The sequence below is a fragment of the Actinosynnema sp. CA-299493 genome, assembly GCF_050946825.1.
Taxonomy (GTDB): Bacteria; Actinomycetota; Actinomycetes; order Mycobacteriales; family Pseudonocardiaceae; genus Actinosynnema.
In genome coordinates, this window is sequence record NZ_CP191993.1 from 4353207 (window position 1) to 4372961 (window position 19755).

General features: G+C 75.7%; 3 protein-coding genes. All 3 read left to right on the forward strand.

The window, feature by feature from the left end:
* Window positions 1–281: 281 nt before the first annotated feature.
* From ACQPYE_RS18170 to ACQPYE_RS18180, 3 genes are read left to right on the forward strand one after another with little or no spacing between them, the layout of a single operon-like run.
* A complete protein-coding gene (locus ACQPYE_RS18170; protein WP_498722553.1) occupies window positions 282–5651 on the forward strand; it encodes a type I polyketide synthase in 5370 nt (1789 codons plus the stop codon).
* A 55-nt stretch (window positions 5652–5706) separates the two neighbouring features.
* Window positions 5707–14925, forward strand: coding sequence for a type I polyketide synthase (locus ACQPYE_RS18175; protein ID WP_498722554.1), 9219 nt, complete (start codon window positions 5707–5709; stop codon window positions 14923–14925).
* Window positions 14922–19709 (forward strand): type I polyketide synthase, encoded by a 4788-nt coding sequence (locus ACQPYE_RS18180; protein ID WP_498722555.1) that lies wholly within the window; start codon window positions 14922–14924, stop codon window positions 19707–19709. The genes ACQPYE_RS18175 and ACQPYE_RS18180 overlap by 4 nt, the downstream gene beginning before the upstream one ends.
* Window positions 19710–19755 lie beyond the last annotated feature (46 nt).

A 19755-nucleotide genomic window follows, 5' to 3' on the forward strand; every position in this document is an offset into this window, starting at 1 on the left:
GTCGTGTGCGCGGGTACGGGTGGATCGGGGTGGGCCGCCGGGCAGCAGGGGGACGCACCCGCCCCTAGGGGGACGCTAAGGGAGGCTAGGGGTGGGTGCGCCCAAGGGGCGACCGTAGCGTCAGGGCGGCTGAGCGAGCCGGAAAAAGCGCAGGCGAGAAGGGCTTCGCACGGCGGCGGGATACCGCGGGGGCGGTCTCGTGGAGGCGTCGCTCATCCCCAATTCCGCGGTGGTGTGCCGCGACCGGTCGGTGCGGCCGGGCGACGGTCCTGGAGGCGTGCGTGGAGAACGAGGAAAAGCTCCTGGGTTACCTCAAGCGGGCCACGGCGGACCTGCGGGAGGCGCGGCGGAGGCTGCGCGAGGCCGAGCGGCGGGATAACGACCCGATCGCGGTGGTCGGGATCGGCTGCCGGTTCCCCGGCGGGGTGACCGGCCCGGACGAGCTGTGGGACCTGGTCAGGGACGGCGTGGACGCCGTGTCGGACTTCCCCGCCGACCGGGGCTGGGACGTCGACGCGCTCTACGACCCGGACCCGGACAACCGCGGCCACACCTACGCCCGCACGGGCGGCTTCCTGCACGACGCCGCCGACTTCGACGCGGACTTCTTCGGCATCTCGCCGCGCGAGGCCACCGCGATGGACCCCCAGCAACGGTTGCTGCTGGAGGTCGCGTGGGAGGCGTTGGAGCACGCGGGCATCGCGCCGACCTCGCTCAAGGGCAGCCGCACAGGCGTCTACGCGGGCTTGATGTACCACGAGTACTCGTCCCGGATCCCCGTGGTGCCCGAGGAGTTCGAGGGTTTCATCGGCAACGGCAACGCCGGCAGCGTGTTCTCCGGCCGGGTCGCCTACGCCCTGGGGCTGGAAGGCCCCGCGCTCACCGTGGACACCGCGTGCTCGTCCTCGCTGGTGGCGCTGCACCTGGCGGTCACCGCGCTGCGCCGCGGCGAGTGCTCATTGGCCCTCGCGGGCGGTGTCACCGTCATGCCCTCGCCCGAGACCTTCGTGGACTTCTCCCGGCAGCGCGGCCTGTCGCCCGACGGCCGGTGCAAGCCGTTCTCCGACGCCGCCGACGGCACCGGCTGGGCCGAGGGCGCGGCGCTGCTGGTCGTCGAACGGCTCTCCGACGCGCGGCGGCACGGCCACCCGGTGCTGGCCGTGGTCAAGGGGACCGCGGTGAACCAGGACGGCGCGTCGAACGGGTTGACCGCGCCGAACGGCCCGTCGCAGCAGCGCGTGATCCGCGCGGCGCTCGCGAACGCGAGCCTGTCGCCCGAGCACGTGGACGTGCTGGAGGCGCACGGCACCGGTACGACGCTGGGCGACCCGATCGAGGCGCAGGCGGTGCTGGCCACCTACGGCCAGAACCGGGAGCACCCGCTGTTCCTCGGCTCGGTCAAGTCCAACCTGGGGCACACGCAGGCGGCGGCGGGCGCGGCCGGCGTGATCAAGGCGATCATGGCGATGCGGCACGGTCAGGTGCCGCCCACCCTGCACGTGGGCACGCCGTCGTCACACGTGGACTGGACGGCCGGCGACGTGCGGCTGCCGGTCGAGGCGCAGGAGTGGCCGGACACCGGCCGCCCGCGCCGGGCGGGCGTGTCGTCCTTCGGCATCAGCGGCACCAACGCGCACGTCGTGCTGGAGCAGGCCCCGCCGGTCGAGGAGACCGAGGACGAGCCCGTCACCCCGGCGACGGTCGACACCGCCGTCGTGCCCTGGCTGCTGTCGGCCCGGACGCCCGAAGCGCTGACCGCCCAGGTGCTGAAGCTGCGCGAGGCCGTGCGGGACCAGCGTGCCGAGGACGTCGCGTTCTCCCTGGCGACCGGTCGCGCGCACCTCGAACACCGGCTCGCGGTCGTGGGCGGCGACACCGCCGAGCTGGCGGCGGCGCTCTCCGACGCGTCCGTGCGCGGCCGGGTTACCCCGGGTCTGACCGCGTTCTTGTTCACGGGTCAGGGTTCGCAGCGGTTGGGCATGGGTCGTGCGCTGGGCGAGGCGTTCCCGGTGTTCAGGGAGGCGTTCGCCGAGGTGTGCGCGGTGGTGGACCCGTTGCTGTCCCGGCCGTTGGTCGAGGTCGTCGAGGACGAGGCCCTGCATCGGACGGAGTTCGCGCAGCCTGCGTTGTTCGCGTTCGAGGTGGCGTTGTTCCGGTTGTTGGAGTCGTGGGGGGTTCGGCCGGATCTTGTCGCGGGCCACTCGATCGGTGAGATCGCGGCGGCGCACGTGGCGGGCGTGTTCTCCCTTGAGGACGCGTGTTCGTTGGTTGTGGCGCGTGGTCGGTTGATGGGGGAGTTGTCGCCGGGTGGGGCGATGGTGGCGGTGGAGGCTTCGGAGTCCGAGGTCCTGCCGTTGCTGCAAGACGGTGTGGACATCGCGGCGGTGAACGGTCCGTCGTCGGTGGTGTTGTCGGGTGTTGAGGCTGGTGTCGAGGCGGTGGTGGCGGGGTTGGCCGGCAAGCGCACCAAGCGGTTGTCCGTCAGCCACGCGTTCCACTCGTCGTTGATGGAGCCGATGCTGGAGGAGTTCCGGCGGGTCGCGGAGAAGGTCGAGTACCGCGCGCCGGCGTTGCCGTTCGCCTCGGCGCTGACCGGTGAACTCGTCACCGACCGGATCGCCTCCGCCGACTACTGGGTGCGGCACGTGCGCGACACCGTGCGCTTCCAGGACGCCCTCGGGCTGCTGGCCGGGCAAGGGGTCTCGCGGTTCGTGGAGGTGGGCCCGGACGCCGTGCTCACCGGCCTGGCCGCCGACGCGGGCGTGGCCGTGCCGACCCAGCGGCGCGACCGCGACGAGGTGGTGTCGCTGACCACGGCGGTCGCGACAGCCTTCGTCCACGGGGTCGAGGTCGACTGGCGGGCGTTCTTCGCCGGCCGTGACGCGCGCGCCACGCCACTGCCCACCTACGCCTTCCAACGCCGCCGGTACTGGCTGGAGTCGGCCGACGCCGGTGGCGACGCCACGTCCTTCGGCCTGGTCGCGGGCGGACACCCGCTGCTGTCCGCCGTCGTGGAGGACCCGGCGACCGGCTCCGTGGTGCTCACCGGGCGGCTCTCCGGCGCGGGCCACCCCTGGGTGCTCGACCACGCGGTGCACGGCACGGTCCTGCTGCCCGGCACCGGCTTGCTCGAACTGGCGGTGCGCGCGGGCGACCAGGTCGGCTGCGACACCGTCGAGGAGCTGACCCTCGAAGCACCACTGGTGGTGCCGGCGGACGGCGCGCTCGCGCTGCGCGTCACGGCGGGCGGCGCGGACCAGGACGGGCGGCGCACCGTGACCGTCCACTCCCGACCCGAAGGCCGTGACGAGCCGTGGACCCGGCACGCGTCCGGCGTGCTCGACTCCTCGGCGGTCACGCCCGAGCCGTTGTCCGAGTGGCCGCCGCCGGGTGCCGAGGCCGTCGACCTGACCGGGTTCTACGACCGGCTGGCGGAGGCGGGCTACGGCTACGGCGAGGTGTTCCGAGGTCTGCGCGCGCTGTGGCGCGGACCGGACGGCGAGCTGTTCGCCCACGCGGCCGTGCCCGAGTCCGCGCACCGCGACGCCGCCCGGTTCGGCCTGCACCCGGCGCTGCTGGACGCCGCCCTGCACGCCAACCTCGCCGACGGCTCGGAGGAGCGCACCCCGCTGCCGTTCGCGTGGAACGACGTGGTGCTGCACGCGTCCGGCGCGACGGAGCTGCGCATCCACGTGCGGCCCGAGGGCGAGGACCGGTTGTCGGTGGTCGTGGCGGACGGCGCGGGCGCGCCGGTGGCCACGATCGGCCGGCTGGTCGCCCGCCCGGTGACCGCCGAGCAGCTGGCCCCGCGCCGGACCGACTCGCTGTTCCGGGTGAGCTGGACGTCCGCGACCACCGGGTCGACGTCCACGCCGGACGAAGGGGCCTGGGCGTCGCTGGGCGAGGTGTCCGCGCCCGCCTTCCGCTACGCCGACCTGACCGCGCTGCTCGCCGCGCTGGACAGCGGCGCCGCGGTGCCCGACGTCGTGCTGGCACCGGTGCCGGCCGGCGACGTCGCCGGCGACGTGCCCGCCCAGGCGCGGGCCGCCACCCACGACCTGCTCGCGCTGGTGCGGGCGTGGCTGGCCGACGACCGGCTGACCGCGTCCCGCCTGGTCGTGCTGACCCGCAACGAGGACCTCACCCAGGCGCCGCTGCGGGGTCTGCTGCGCGCGGCGCAGGCCGAGCACCCCGGCCGGTTCACCGTCGTCGACCTGGCCGACGGTGGCGAGGACCTGCTCGCGGTGGCCATCGGCACCGGCGAACCCGAGGTCGCGGTGCGCGGCGGCCAGGTGCTCACGCCCCGGCTGACGCGCGTGGCACCCGTCGAGGGCCCGACGCCGTGGCGCGCGGACGGCACCGTGCTGATCACCGGCGGCACCGGCGGCATCGGCGGGCTGCTCGCCCGGCACCTGGTCACCGAGCACGGGGTGACCCGGCTGCTGATCACGAGCAGACGCGGCCCGGACGCGCCCGGCGCGGCGGAACTGCGCGCCGACCTGGTCGCGGCCGGCGCGGACGTGGTGATCTCGGCCTGCGACACCGCCGACGCCGATGCCGTGGGCGCGCTGCTGGCCTCGGTGCCGGCGGAGCACCCGCTGACCGCCGTCGTGCACGCGGCGGGTGTCGCCGACAACGCGCTGCTCACCGACCTCACGACGGACCAGGTGGACGCCGTGCTGCGGGCCAAGGTCGACGCCGCCTGGAACCTGCACCGGCAGACCACCGGTCTGGCCGCGTTCGTGCTCATCTCCTCGTCCGCCGCCGTCGTGGCGGGTGCGGGCCAGGCCAACTACGCCGCCGCCAACGCCTTCCTCGACGCGCTCGCCGAGCACCGGCACCAGGCCGGCCTGCCCGCCACGTCGCTGGCGTACGGCCTGTGGACCGGCACCGGGATGGGCGTCCGCCTCGACGCGGCGGACCTGCGCCGGCTGGACCGGCTCGGGCTGCCCGCCCTGTCGCCGGAGGAGGGCGTGGCGTTGTTCGACACCGCGCTGGCCACGGGTGACCCGGCGCTGGTGCCGATGCGGGTGGACCCGCGCGCCCTGGCGGCGCGGGCCGACGAACTGCCCGCCGTGCTGCGCGGCCTGGTCCGCGCCTCCGTCCGGCGCACCACGCCCGCCGCGTCCGGCGCGGACGCCCGCGCGCTGGCCGACCGGCTCGCCGGCCTGTCCCCGGTGGAGCGCGACCAGGTGGTGCTGGACCTGGTGCGCGCGCACACGGCGTCCGTCCTCGGGCACCGCGACGTGGACGAGGTGCCGCCCACGCGCGCGTTCACGGAACTCGGCTTCGACTCGCTGACGGCCGTGGAGCTGCGCAACCTGCTCGGCGCGGCGACCGGGCTGCGGTTGCCCGCGACCCTGGTGTTCGACCACCCGACGCCGCTGGCGCTCGCCCGAGCCCTCCTGACCGACCTCACCGACGACCAGGACGACGCCAAGGCGGTGCTCGCCGAGGTCGACCGGCTGGAGGCCGCGCTCGCGGTCGTCGCCGGGTCGGACGTGCCGCGGGTGACCGCCAGGCTGGAGGCGCTGCTGCGCACCTGGCAGGACGCGCGCGGCGGGACCGAGGACGACGCGCCCGCCGACCTGGGCGGCGCGACCGACGAGGAGCTGTTCGCGGTCCTGGACAGCGAACTCGGCATCTCCTGACCGAGCCCGCACCCCGCACCTCCGCAGACCCCGTTGAAGAGGGTGGACCAGACCGATGGCGAACGACGACAGGCTCCGCGACTACCTGAAGCGGGCCACGGCGGACCTCCAACAAGCCCGCAGGCGCGTGCGCGAGTTGGAGGCACGGCAGCAGGAGCCGATCGCGATCGTGTCGATGGCGTGCCGCTACCCCGGCGGCGTCCGTTCCCCCGAGGACCTGTGGGAGCTGGTCGCCGGCGGCGTGGACGCGATCACCGCGTTCCCGGCCGACCGGGGCTGGGACGTCGACGGGCTGTACGACCCGGAACCCGGCACGCCCGGCAAGACCTACGCCCGTGAGGGCGGCTTCCTGCACGACGTGGCGGAGTTCGACCCGGTGTTCTTCGGGATGAGCCCGCGCGACGCCCTGGAGACCGATCCCCAGCAGCGGTTGCTGCTGGAGGTGGCCTGGGAGGCGTTCGAGCGCGCGGGCATCCCGCCGTCGTCCGTGCGGGGCAGCTCCACCGGGGTGTTCACCGGCTTGATGCACCACGACTACGCCGACAGCACCACGTCGGGCAGCATCGCGTCCGGCCGCGTCGCCTACACCTTCGGGCTGGAGGGGCCCGCGGTCACCGTGGACACGGCGTGCTCGTCGTCGTCGGTGGCGATCCACCTGGCGGCCGAGGCGTTGCGCCGCGGTGAGTGCTCGCTGGCGCTCGCGGGTGGTGTCGCGGTGATGGCGACGCCCCAGCTGTTCGTCGAGTTCTCCCGGCAGCGAGCGCTGTCACCGGACGGCCGCTGCCGCTCGTTCGGTCAGGGCGCCAACGGCGCGGCCTGGTCGGAGGGCGTGGGGTTGCTGGTGCTGGAGCGGCTGTCCGACGCGCGGCGCAACGGGCACCAGGTGCTGGCCGTGGTGCGCGGTTCGGCCATGAACCAGGACGGCGCGTCGAACGGCCTGACCGCGCCGAACGGCCCGGCGCAGCAGCGGGTGATCCGGGCCGCCCTGGCCGACGCGCGACTCTCGCCCGCCCAGGTGGACGCGGTGGAGGCGCACGGCACGGGCACGACGTTGGGTGACCCGATCGAGGCGCAGGCGTTGCTGGCCACCTACGGCCAGGAGCGCGAGCACCCGCTGTGGCTGGGCTCGGTGAAGTCCAACATCGGCCACCCGCAGGCGGCGGCGGGCGTCGCCGGCGTGATCAAGGTCGTCATGGCGATGCGCCACGGCCTGCTGCCCCGGACCCTGCACGCCGACGAGCCCACCGACCAGGTCGACTGGTCGGCCGGGAACGTGGCGCTGCTGACCGAGGCACGTCCCTGGCCGGCGGGCGACCGGCCACGCCGGGCGGGCATCTCGTCGTTCGGCATCTCCGGCACGAACGTGCACACCGTGATCGAGGAAGCCCCGGTCGAGGAGCCCGCTCAGGAGCCGGTCGAGGTCGTGGAGCCGCCCGTGCGGCTGTGGTCGGTGTCCGGTCGGTCGGCTGACGACCTCGCCGCCCAGGCCGCCCGGCTGGCGGCTTTCGCCGCCGCCGACCCGGCGTCCGATGTGGACATCGCCTACTCGCTCGGCGTGACCCGGGATGCCTTGGAACACCGTGCGGTGGTGGTGGGCTCGACGAGGGACGACCTGGTGGCGGGGCTGCGCTCGATCGCGGCGGGTGATCGGCTCGCCGGGGTGGAAGCGGGCGTGGTGCGGTCGGGCCTGACCGCGTTCTTGTTCACGGGTCAGGGTTCGCAGCGGTTGGGCATGGGTCGTGTGTTGGGTGGGGCGTTCCCGGTGTTCCGTGAGGCGTTCGCCGGGGTGTGCGCGGTGGTGGACCCGTTGCTGTCGCGGCCTTTGGTCGAGGTGGTCGAGGACGAGGTGTTGCATCGGACGGAGTTCGCGCAGCCTGCGTTGTTCGCGTTCGAGGTGGCGTTGTTCCGGTTGTTGGAGTCGTGGGGTGTTCGGCCGGATCTTGTCGCGGGTCATTCGATCGGTGAGATCGCGGCGGCGCACGTGGCCGGGGTGTTCTCGTTGGAGGACGCGTGTTCGTTGGTGGTCGCGCGTGGTCGGTTGATGGGGGAGTTGGCCTCGGGCGGGGCAATGGTCGCGGTGGAGGCGGCCGAGGCAGAGGTGTTGCCGTTGCTGGTGGACGGGGTGGACGTCGCGGCGGTGAACGGTCCGACATCGGTGGTGTTGTCGGGCGTCGAGGCCGAGGTCGAGGCGGTGGTGGCGCGGTTGGGTGATCGGCGCACCAAGCGGTTGTCCGTCAGCCACGCGTTCCACTCGTCGTTGATGGAGCCGATGCTGGAGGAGTTCCGGCGGGTCGCGGAGAAGGTCGAGTACCGCGCGCCCGCGATCCCGGTCGTGTCGTCGGTGACCGGTGCTCCGGCCGAGGACGGTGACCTGGTGACCGCCGACTACTGGGTGCGGCACGCGCGCCGCGCGGTGCGCTTCCACGCGGCGGTGGAGGCCCTGGTCTCGCGCGGCGTGACCCGGTTCCTGGAGGTCGGACCCGCCGGTGTGCTCACCGGTATGGCGCGGTCGTTCCTGGAACCCGATGCGGTCGTGCTCGCCGCCACCCAGCGCGAGGACCGCGAGGAGGTGGCGGCGTTCGCGGCGGCCGTCGCCCGGTTGCACGTCCACGGCGCGTCGCCGGACTGGACCGCGGTGCACCCCGGCGGCAAGAAGATCGAGCTGCCCACGCACGTGTTCCGGCGCAAGCGCTACTGGCTGGAGTCGACCGTCGTGCCGACCCGCGAGGCCGCCACGTCGGCGACCGCCGCCGAGGACGCCGAGTTCTGGGCCGCCGTCGCCGACGCGAACCTGGCCGACCTGCTGGGCCTGGACCGCGAGGACGTGGCACGGGTGCAGCCCGCGCTGGCCTCCTGGCGGGAACGCGGCCGGGAACGCGCGGAACTCGACCGGTGGCGTTACCGCGTGCGGTGGCAGCCGACCGCCGGTGGTTCCGGCGCGCCGCTGACCGGGCGGTGGCTGGTCCTGTCCGGCGCGGGCGAGCCGCGCGCGGCAGCGGTGGCCGAGCGGCTCGCGGCACGCGGCGCGGACGTGCTGGAACTGCCGGTCGACGCCGGTCGGGACGAGTTGGCCGACCGGTGGCGGGAGCTGGCGGACCTGTCGGGCGTCGTGCTGCTGACCGCGCTGGACGACACCCCGCACCCGGTGCACGCGACGATCACCGAGGGCGTGGCGCGGACCGTCCTGGCCGTGCAGGCGTTGGGCGACGCGCACGTCACCGCGCCCACCTGGCTGGTCACCTCGGGCGCGGTGGCCGCCGACCCGGGCGAGGAGATCACCTCCGCCGCCCAGGGCTCGCTCCTCGGACTGGCCGGTGTGCTCGCCCTGGACCACCCGCTGACCTGGGGCGGGTTCGCCGACCTGCCCGCCGGGTGGGACGGCGCGCTGCTCGACCGGCTGGTGGACGTGCTGGCCAACCGGGCGGAGGACCAGGTGGCGGTCCGAGCGGCGGGCGTCCTCGGCCGCAGGCTCGTACGCGCACCGCTGACCGGCGCCCCGAAGCGCGCCTGGGTCCCGCGCGGAACGGCTCTGGTCACCGGCGGCACCGGCGGGGTCGGCGCGCACGTGGCGCGGTGGCTCGCGGACCGGGGCGCACGGCACCTCGTCCTGGTCGGCCGGCGCGGAGCGGACACCCCGGGCGCGCGGGAGCTGGCCGCGGAGCTGGAGTCCCTCGGCACGACCGTGACGTTGACCGCGTGCGACGTGGCGGACCGGGACGCGGTGGCCGCGCTGGTCGCCGACCTGCCGCCGGACGGGCCGCTCACCGTGGTGCACGCGGCGGGCGTGCTGCCGGCCGAAGCCCGCCTGGCCGACCTGGACCTCGCCGACTTCGTGGCGGCGGGCCGGGCGAAGGTCGCCGGCGCGCGGCACCTGGACGAGCTGCTCGCCGACCGCGAGCTGGACGCGTTCGTGCTGTTCTCCTCCGGCGCGGCGGTGTGGGGTTCGGCCGGTCAGCCCGGCTACGGCGCCGCCAACGCCCACTTGGACGCCTTCGCGCACCAGCGCCGCCGACGTGGCCTGCCGGTCACCTCCGTCGCCTGGGGCACCTGGGGCGGTGGTGGCATGGTCGACGAGGACGCGCTCGGCGACGAGCTGCGCAAGCACGGCATCCCGCCGATGGACCCGGCGTCGGCGGTGGCCGCCCTCCAGCAAGCCCTCGACCACGACGAGCACCACTTGGTGGTGGCGCACCTGGACTGGGAGCGGTTCGCGCCCACCTACAGCGCGGCCCGCGCCCGCCCCCTGCTGCACGACCTGCCGGAGGTGCGGGAGCTGCTCGCCCTGGACCGGGCGGCCGACGCGCCGAACGTGTCCGCGCTCGCCGAGCGGCTGGCCGCGCTGTCGGCGGCCGAGCGGCACCGCGCCCTCACCGACCTGGTGCGCGACCACGTCGCGGCCGTGCTCGGCTACGACGACGCCTCGGGGGTGGAGCCCGGCCGGTCGTTCGGCGACCTCGGGTTCGACTCGCTGACCGCCGTGGAACTGCGCGACCGGCTCGGCGAGGCGGTGGGCACGCGGCTGCCCGCGACGCTGGTGTTCGACCACCCGACGCCGGTGGCGCTGGCCCGGTTCCTGGACGCGGAGCTGGTCGGCGCCGAGCCGGCCGCGGTCGGTCCCGCGCCCGTCGCGGTCACCGACGACCCGATCGCGATCGTGTCGATGGCGTGCCGCTACCCCGGCGGCGTCCGTTCCCCGGAAGAGCTGTGGGAGCTGGTCGCCGGCGGCGTGGACGCGATCACCGCGTTCCCGACCGACCGCGGCTGGGACACCCGCGCGCTCTACGACGCCGACCCGACCACGCCCGGCACCAGCTACGTCCGGGAAGGCGGGTTCCTGCACGACGCGGCGCTGTTCGACCCCGGCTTCTTCGGCATCTCGCCGCGCGAGGCGACCGCGATGGACCCCCAGCAGCGGGTGCTGCTGGAACTGACCTGGGAGGCGCTGGAACGCGCCGGGATGACACCGGAGTCGTTGCGCGGCGGGCAGGTCGGCGTGTTCGCCGGCACCGGCGGGCAGGACTACGCCGACCTGCTGGACCACGCCCCCGAAGGGGTCGAGGGCTACCTGGCGACCGCCACGTCCTCCGCGGTGTTGTCGGGCCGGGTCTCCTACACGTTCGGGTTCGAAGGTCCGGCGGTGTCGGTGGACACGGCGTGCTCGTCGTCGTTGGTGGCGATCCACCTGGCGGCGCAGGCGTTGCGCAACGGGGAGTGCTCCCTCGCGCTCGCGGGCGGCGTGCTCGTCATGGCCACCCCCGCACCGTTCGTCGCCTTCTCCCGCCAACGCGGGCTCGCGCCGGACGGCCGCTGCAAGCCGTTCTCCGACAGCGCGGACGGCACGGGCTGGTCCGAGGGCGCGGGACTGCTGGTGCTGGAACGGCTGTCGGACGCGCGGCGGCACGGCCACGAGGTGCTGGCCCTGGTCAAGGGTTCGGCGGTGAACCAGGACGGCGCGTCGAACGGTCTGACCGCGCCGAACGGCCCCTCGCAGCAGCGGGTGATCCGACAGGCGTTGGCGAACGCGGGGCTCACGCCCGCCGACGTGGACGCGGTCGAGGCGCACGGCACGGGCACCACGCTGGGTGACCCGATCGAGGCGCAGGCGCTGCTGGCCACCTACGGCCGGGACCGGGACCGGCCGCTGCTGGTCGGCTCGATCAAGTCCAACATCGGCCACGCGCAGGCGGCGGCGGGCGCGGCGGGTGTGATCAAGTCGGTGCTGGCGCTGCGCCACGAGCTGCTGCCGAAGACCCTGCACGTCGGCGAGCCCTCCCGGCACGTGGACTGGGCGTCCGGCCGGGTGGAGCTGCTGACCGGCGCCGTCCCGTGGCCCGCGCGGGAGACCCCGCGCCGCATCGGGGTCTCGTCGTTCGGCGTGAGCGGCACCAACGCGCACGTGATCATCGAAGAGGTGCCCGCGCCCGCCCCCGCACCGGTCGATCCCGACGTGGTGGCGACCGACGTGGTGGCCTGGCCGCTGTCCGCGCGCGGCCCCGAGGCGTTGCGGGCGCAGGCCGAACGGCTCGCCACGTGGGCGGCCGACCTGCGACCGGTCGACGTGGCGTGGTCGCTGGGCGCCACCCGCGCGGCGCTGGAGGACCGGGCGGTGGTGGTCGGCGCGTCCACCGAGGAGCTGGTGGCCGGGCTGCGCGCCCTGGCCGGCCGCGACACCGCCGTCGACGGCCCGACCGCGTTCCTGTTCACCGGTCAGGGCGCGCAGCGCATCGGCATGGGTCGACGGCTGCACGCGGCGTTCCCGGTGTTCCGGGAGGCGTTCGACGACGTGGTGGCCGTGCTGGACGGCGAGCTGGGCACGTCGCTGGCCGAGGTGGTGCTCGGCGACGACCAGGCGGTCCTCGACCGCACGGAGTTCAGCCAGCCCGCCCTGTTCGCGTTCGAGGTGGCGTTGTTCCGGCTGCTCACCGAGTGGGGCGTGACCCCGGACTACCTGGCGGGCCACTCGATCGGCGAGATCGCCGCCGCGCACGTCGCCGGGGTTTTCCCGCTGGCGGACGCCGCCCGGCTGGTGGTGGCGCGCGGCCGGTTGATGCAGGCGTTGCCCGCCGGCGGCGCGATGGTCGCGGTGGAGGCCACCGAGGACGAGGTGCGGCCACTGCTCACGGGCGCGGTCGGGCTCGCGGCGGTCAACGGACCCACCTCGGTGGTCGTCTCCGGCGCGGAGGCGGACGTCGAGGCGGTGGTGGCCGCGATGGGTGATCGGCGGGCCAAGCGGCTGCCGGTCAGCCACGCGTTCCACTCGCCCTTGGTGGAGCCGATGCTCGCCGGGTTCCGGCAGGTGCTGGACGGGATCTCGTTCGCGCCGCCGTCGATCCCGGTCGTCTCGACGGTGACCGGCGCGCTCGCGGAGGGCGGCGACCTGGTGACCGCCGACTACTGGGTGCGGCACGCGCGGGAGGCGGTCCGGTTCCACGACGGTGTGACCGCGCTGGCCGCGCAGGGGGTGCGCCGGTTCGTGGAGGTGGGTCCGGACGGCGTGCTCACGGGCGCGGCTCGGGTCGACGGCGTGCTGATCGCCGCCCAGCGGCGCGACCGGGACGAGGTGGTGGCGCTGACCACCGCCGTGGGCCGGGTGTTCACGACCGGCGGGCCGGTGGACTGGGCGCGCGTGCACGGCGGGCGCGGCGCGGTCCGGGTGGACCTGCCGACCTACGCCTTCCAGCGCACCCGGCACTGGATCGACGTGCCCGAGCGGTCCGCCGCGAGCACCGGGCAGGACGACGCGTTCTGGGCGGCCGTGGCGGACGGCGGGCTGGCCGACCTGTCCGCCGACCTCGCCGTGGACGAGGCGGCGCTGGCGCAGGTGGTGCCCGCGCTGTCGTCGTGGCGGGATCGGCTGCGCGCGCAGTCTGCGGTGGACTCCTGGCGCTACCGGGTGGAGTGGCGCTCGGTGCACTTGGCCGACCGCCGCGCCGAGGGTACGTGGGTGGTCGCCGGCCCGGACGACGAACGGGTCGACGCGGTCGCCGACGGCCTGGCCGGGCGGGGCTTGACCGTGGTGCGCGTCCCGGACGACACCGACCGCGCCGTCGTGGCCGACCGGGTGCGCGGGCTGGAGCCGGCGGGCGTGCTGGTGCTGTCGGCGCTGGACGACCGGCCGCACCCGCTCTCACCCGGCCTGTCGCTCGGCGTCGCCGCGGCCGTGGCCGTGGTGCAGGGCCTGGACGACGCGGGCGTGACCGCGCCGGTCTGGTTCGCCACGGCGGGCGCGGTGGCCGTCGACCGGTTCGACCGGCCCGGCGACCTGCGCCAGACGGCGTTGTGGGGCATCGGCACGGTGCTCGGGCTGGACCGGCCGCGCACGTGGGGCGGCGTGGTCGACCTGCCCGCCGACACGCCCGCCGCCGCCGGGGTGCTCGACCGGCTGGTGGCCGTGCTGGCCGCCGGCGAGGAGGACCAGGTGGCCGTGCGCCGGTCCGGTGCGTTCGGCCGCCGCCTGGTCCGCGCGCCGCAGGGACCGGCGGTGCGCGAGTGGCGCCCGCGCGGGACCGTGCTGGTCACCGGCGGCACGGGTGGCGTCGGTGCGCACCTGGCCCGCTGGCTGGTGGACGGCGGCGCGGACCGCGTGGTGCTCGCCGGGCGGCGCGGCGCCGAGACCCCGGGCGTGACCGGGCTGCTGGCCGAGCTCGGCGACCGCGCGGAAGCCGTGGCGTGCGACGTGGCCGACGAACGGGCGGTCGCCCGACTGCTGGCCGGGCTGCCCGACCTGACCTCGGTGTTCCACGCGGCGGGCACCCTGACCCGGGAGTCCGGTGTGGACGGTCTGACCGGGGCGGACCTCGCCGGAGCGGGCCGGGCGAAGGTGGTCGGCGCCCTCAACCTGGACGCCGCGCTCGGCGACCGTGAGCTGGACGCGTTCGTGGTGTTCTCCTCGGGCGCGGCGGTGTGGGGCTCCGGCGGCCAGGTCGGCTACGCGGCGTCGAACACGCTGGTGGACCAGCTGGTCCGGCACCGCCGGGCACGCGGGCTGACCGGCACGTCGGTGGCCTGGGGCTCGTGGGCGGGCGGCGGCATGGCGGTGGGCGAGGAGGACCGGCTGGCCCGGCTCGGCCTGCGCGTCATGGCGCCGGACACCGCGATCGCCGCCTTGCGGGGCGTCCTGGACCGGGACGAGGCGCACACCGTCGTCGCCGACCTGGACTGGGCGGTGTTCGCGCCGACCTACGCGCTGTCGCGGCGACGCCCGCTGCTGGACGCGATCCCGGAGGCACGCGCGGCCCTCGCCGAGGACGCCGCGCCGGCGCGCTCCGGCGACGCCGACGACCTGGCCGCCCGGCTCGCCGGGCTCACCGAGGCCGACCAGCGCGACCTGCTGCTGGAACTCGTGCGCGAGCGCGTCGCGGGTGTGCTCGGCCACGGCGGGGCGGCCCTGGTGGCCGCCGAACGGGCGTTCAGCGATCTCGGGTTCGACTCGCTGACGGCCGTGGAGCTGCGCAACGCGCTGGTCGCCGACACCGGTCTGCGGTTGCCCGCGACCCTGGTGTTCGACCACCCCACCCCGCTCGCGCTGGCCGAGGTGCTGCGCGGCGAGCTCGCGCCGGACACCGGCCGGTCGGTGCTCGACGACCTCGACCGGCTGGAGGCCGCGTTCGGCGCGGACCTGGACGACGAGGTGCGCGCGCTGGTGGACCGGCGGCTGCGCGCCCTGCTCGCCGGCGGGGCGAACGGCACGGGCGAGGTGGTCGCGGCCCTGCTGGAGGACGGCAGCGACGACGACCTCTTCCGGTTCATCGACGACAAGCTTGGCAACTCGTGAACGGTGGTTCGATGTCCAACGAAGCGAAGCTCCGCGAGTACCTGCGCCGGGTGACGGCCGACCTCCACGAGACCGGTCGACGGCTCAAGGAGGCGCAGGACCGGGCGGCCGAGCCGATCGCCGTGGTCGGCCTCGGCTGCCGCTACCCCGGCGACGTGGCCACGCCCGACGACCTCTGGGCGTTGCTGCGCGACGGCCGCGACGCCACGTCCGACATGCCGGCCGACCGCGGCTGGGACGTGGACGCGCTCTACCACCCCGACCCGGAGCACCAGGGCACGACCTACGTGCGGCGCGGCGGGTTCCTGCACAGCGCGCCGCTGTTCGACCCGGCGTTCTTCGGCATCAGCCCGCGCGAGGCCGCCGACATGGACCCGCAGCAGCGCGTCCTGCTGGAGACCTCGTGGGAGGCGCTGGAGCACGCCGGCATCAACCCGGCGGACCTCAAGGGCACCCGCACGGCCGTCTACGCGGGCATCGTCTACCACGACTACCCCAACAGCTACGGCGCGGGCAGCATGGTCTCCGGCCGGGTGGCCTACCACCTCGGCCTGGAAGGACCGGCGCTCACCGTCGACACGGGCTGCTCGTCCTCGCTGGTCGCGATCCACCTCGCGGTGCAGGCGCTGCGGTCCGGCCAGGTGTCGCTGGCGCTGGCCGGCGGCGCGACGGTCATCGCCACCCCGGCCACGTTCCTGGAGTTCTCCCGGCAGCGGGCGCTGGCGCCGGACGGCCGGTGCAAGTCGTTCGCGGCGGGCGCGGACGGCGCGGGCTGGTCCGAGGGCTCGGGCGTGGTCGTGCTGGAGCGGCTGTCGGACGCCCTGAGGCTGGGGCACGAGGTGCTGGCCGTGGTGCGCGGTTCGGCGGTGAACCAGGACGGCGCGTCCAACGGCATCACCGCGCCCAACGGGCCGTCGCAGCAGCGGGTCATCCGCGCCGCGCTGGCCGACGCCCGCCTCGAACCCGCCGACGTGGACGTGGTGGAGGCGCACGGCACCGGCACCCGGCTCGGCGACCCCATCGAGGCGCAGGCCGTGCTCGCCACCTACGGCCAGGACCGCGAGCACCCGCTGTGGCTGGGCTCGCTGAAGTCCAACCTCGGCCACTCGCAGGCGGCGGCCGGCGTCGCGGGCGTGATCAAGGTGGTGCTGGCGCTGCGCCACGGGCTGCTGCCCAGGACCCTGCACGTCACCGAGCCGTCCACCGAGGTGGACTGGAGCGCGGGCGACGTGGCGCTGCTGACCGAGGAGCAGCCGTGGCCCGCCGGGGAGCGGGTGCGGCGCGCGGGCGTGTCGTCGTTCGGCATCAGCGGCACCAACGCGCACGTCGTGCTGGAGCAGGCGCCCGACGTGGCGCCCGAGGAGCGCGACCCGGAACCGGCTGTCGTGGTGCCCTGGGTGCTTTCCGGGCACACCGCGGGCGCGTTGACGGCGCAGGCCGCCCGGTTGCACGACCACCTGACCCGCACGGACCTCCCCGCACGGGACGTCGCGTGGTCGCTGGCCACCACCCGCGCCGCGCGCGAGCACCGGGCCGTGGTGCTGGGCCGCGACACCGCCGAGCTGACCGCCGGGGTGTCCGCGCTCGCCGCCGGGACCCCTTCGCCCGCCGTGGTCACCGGCACGGCCGACGTCGAGGGCCGCACCGTCTTCGTCTACCCCGGGCAGGGCGCGCAGTGGGCGGGCATGGCCGCCGCGCTGCTGGAGACCTCGCCGGTGTTCGCCGCCCGGATGGCCGAGTGCGGGCGGGCGTTGTCGGCGTTCGTCGACTGGGACGTGGTCGCGGTGGCGCGCGGCGAGGAGGGCGCGCCCACGCTCGACCAGGTCGACGTCGTGCAACCGGCGCTGTGGGCGGTCATGGTGTCGCTGACCGCGTTGTGGGCGCACCACGGCATCCGGCCGGACGCCGTGGTGGGTCACTCGCAGGGCGAGATCGCCGCCGCCGTCGTGGCCGGGCACCTGTCGCTGGAGGACGGCGCCCGCGTCGTGGCGCTGCGCAGCCGGGCGATCCGGGAGAGCCTGGCCGGGCGCGGCGGGATGCTGTCCGTGGCGTTGTCGGCCGCCGGGGTCGTGCCGCACCTGGAGCCCTTCGGCGACCGCGTGTCGGTCGCGGCGGACAACGGCGCGTCGTCGGTCGTGGTGTCGGGCGAGCCAGGTGCCTTGGACGAGCTGGCCGCGCGGCTGACCGCGCTGGGCGTGCGGTGCAAGCGGGTCAACGTGGACTACGCCTCGCACTCCGCCCAGGTCGGCGACATCGAGCAGCGGCTGCTGGCCGACCTCGGCCCGGTGGGTCCCAAGGCGGGCGAGGTGCCGATGCTGTCCACCGTCACGGGGGAGTGGGTGCGCGGCGGCGAGCCGGACGCCCGCTACTGGTACACCAACCTGCGCTCCACGGTCCGCTTCGCCGACGCCGTGCGGTCGCTGGCCGCGCAGGGGCACTCGGCGTTCGTCGAGATCAGCCCGCACCCGGTGCTCCTGCCCAGCGTGGGCGAGACCCTGGACGGCCGCGAGCAGCCCGTCGTGGCCGCCGGGACGTTGCGCCGCGACGAGGGCGGGTTCGACCGGTTCCTGCGGTCGGTCGCCGAACTGCACGTGCGCGGCGTGTCGCCGGACTTCGCGGCGCTGCTGCCCGGGGCGCGTCCCGTGCGGCTGCCCACCTACGCGTTCCAGCACCGGCACTTCTGGCTCACCGAGGAGCCGCGTGCCGCCGCCGACCCGGCCGACGCGGCGTTCTGGGCCGTGGTCGAGGGCGGCGACCCGGCCTCGCTCCCGGCCGACCTCGCCGTGGACGAGGACGCGCTGGGCCGGGTGCTGCCCGCCCTGTCGGCGTGGCGCGCGCGGCTGCGCGAGCAGTCCACCGTGGACTCCTGGCGCTACCGGGTGCAGTGGCTGCCGGTGCCGACCGGAGCCGCGCTGCCCGGCCGGTGGCTGGTGGTGGTACCCGAAGCGCCGCACGGCGACGAGCGGTGCCGGGCGGTGGTCGAGGGCTTCGAGGCGCGTGGCGCGCGGGTGGTGCCCGTCGAGGTGGACGGGGAGGACCGCGACCTGATCGCCGCTCGGCTGCGCACCGCGCTCGCGGGCGAGACCGTCGACGGCGTGCTGTCGCTGCTCGGCCTGGACGCCCGGCCGCACCCGCTGTTCGGCGCGCTGTCCCGAGGGGTGGCGGCCTCCTTCGCGCTGGTGCAGGCGTTGGACGACGCGCGGGTCACCGCGCCGCTGTGGTTCGGCACGTCGGCGGCTGTCGCGGTCGACGCCGCCGAGCGGCTCGCCGACCGGTTCCAAGGCGCGCTGTGGGGGTTGGGCACCGTGCTCGGCCTGGACCGCCCCGACCGCTGGGGCGGGCTGGTGGACCTGCCCGCCGAGGTGTCCGACGACGTCGTGGCGCAGCTGCTCGGCGTGCTCACGGGCCCGGAGGACCAGGTGGCGCTGCGGGCGGGCGGCGCGCTGGCCCGCCGGCTGGTGCCCGCTCCCGCGCCGCCGAGCCGCGAGGCGTGGACACCGCGCGGGACCGTGCTGGTCACCGGCGGCACGGGCGGTGTCGGCGCGCACGTGGCCCGCTGGCTCGTGGCGGGTGGCGCGGACCGCGTCGTGCTCACCGGTCGGCGCGGTCCCGACACACCGGGGATCGCCGGGCTGCTCGCGGAACTCGACGGCCGCGCCGAGGTCGTGGCGTGCGACGTCGCGGACCGGGACGCGCTGGCCGGCCTGCTGGCCGACCTGCCGGACCTGACCGCCGTGTTCCACGCCGCGGGCTCGACGCACCTGGAGTCCGGTGTGGACGGCGCCGGGGTGGCCGACTTCGCCGACGTCGGCCGGGCCAAGGTGGTTGGCGCGCGGCACCTGGACGACCTGCTGGCCGACCGGGAGCTGGACGCGTTCGTGGTGTTCTCCTCGGGCGCGGCGGTGTGGGGCTCCGGCGGCCAGGTCGGTTACGCGGCGGCCAACGCGGCGCTCGACGCCATCGCGCACGACCGCCGCACCAGGGGCCTCGCGGCCACGTCCGTCGCGTGGGGCTCGTGGGGCGGTGACGGCATGGCGTCCGGCGAGGTCGGCGCGCACCTGGCCCGCCGGGGCGTGCGGACGATGGACCCGAAGCTCGCGCTGACCGCGCTGCAAGGCGTGCTGGACCGCGGAGAGGCGCACACCGTCGTCGCCGACCTGGACTGGGCCGTCTTCGCGCCCACCTACGCGTCGGCCCGGCCGCGTCCGCTGCTGGACACCATCCCGGCCGCCCGCGCCGCGCTCGCTCCCGCCGAGCCGACCTCCGACGGCGACGGGCTGGCCGCGCGACTGGCCGGGCTGGCCGACGGCGAGCGCCGGGCCGTGCTGCTCGACGTGGTGCGCGGGCACGTGGCCGCCGTGCTCGGCTACGGCGACTCGACCGAGGTCGACGCCGCGCGGGCATTCAAGGACCTGGGCTTCGACTCGGTGACCGCCGTCGAGCTGCGCAACGGGCTGGCCGCCGCGACCGGCGTGCGGCTGCCCGCGACCGTCGTGTTCGACCACCCGACGCCGCAGGCGCTCGTCGCGGTGCTGCTCGCCGAGCTCGTCGGCGACGACGCGGGCCCCGCCGACACGCTGCTCGCCGGGCTGGACCGCCTGGAGGTCGCCGTCGCGACCGCCGCGCCCGAGGAGATCGCGGCCGGCCACGTGACCACCCGCCTGCGGACCCTGCTCGCGAAGCTGGAACAGGGCGGGGACACCGTGACGGTGGTGGAGCGCCTGGACTCGGCGTCCGCCGACGACGTCTTCGCCTTCATCGACCGCGAGCTCGGCATGGCCTGACCCTCTCCCGCGCGCCGTTTCCCCGACCGCCACCAGCACCGGTGAG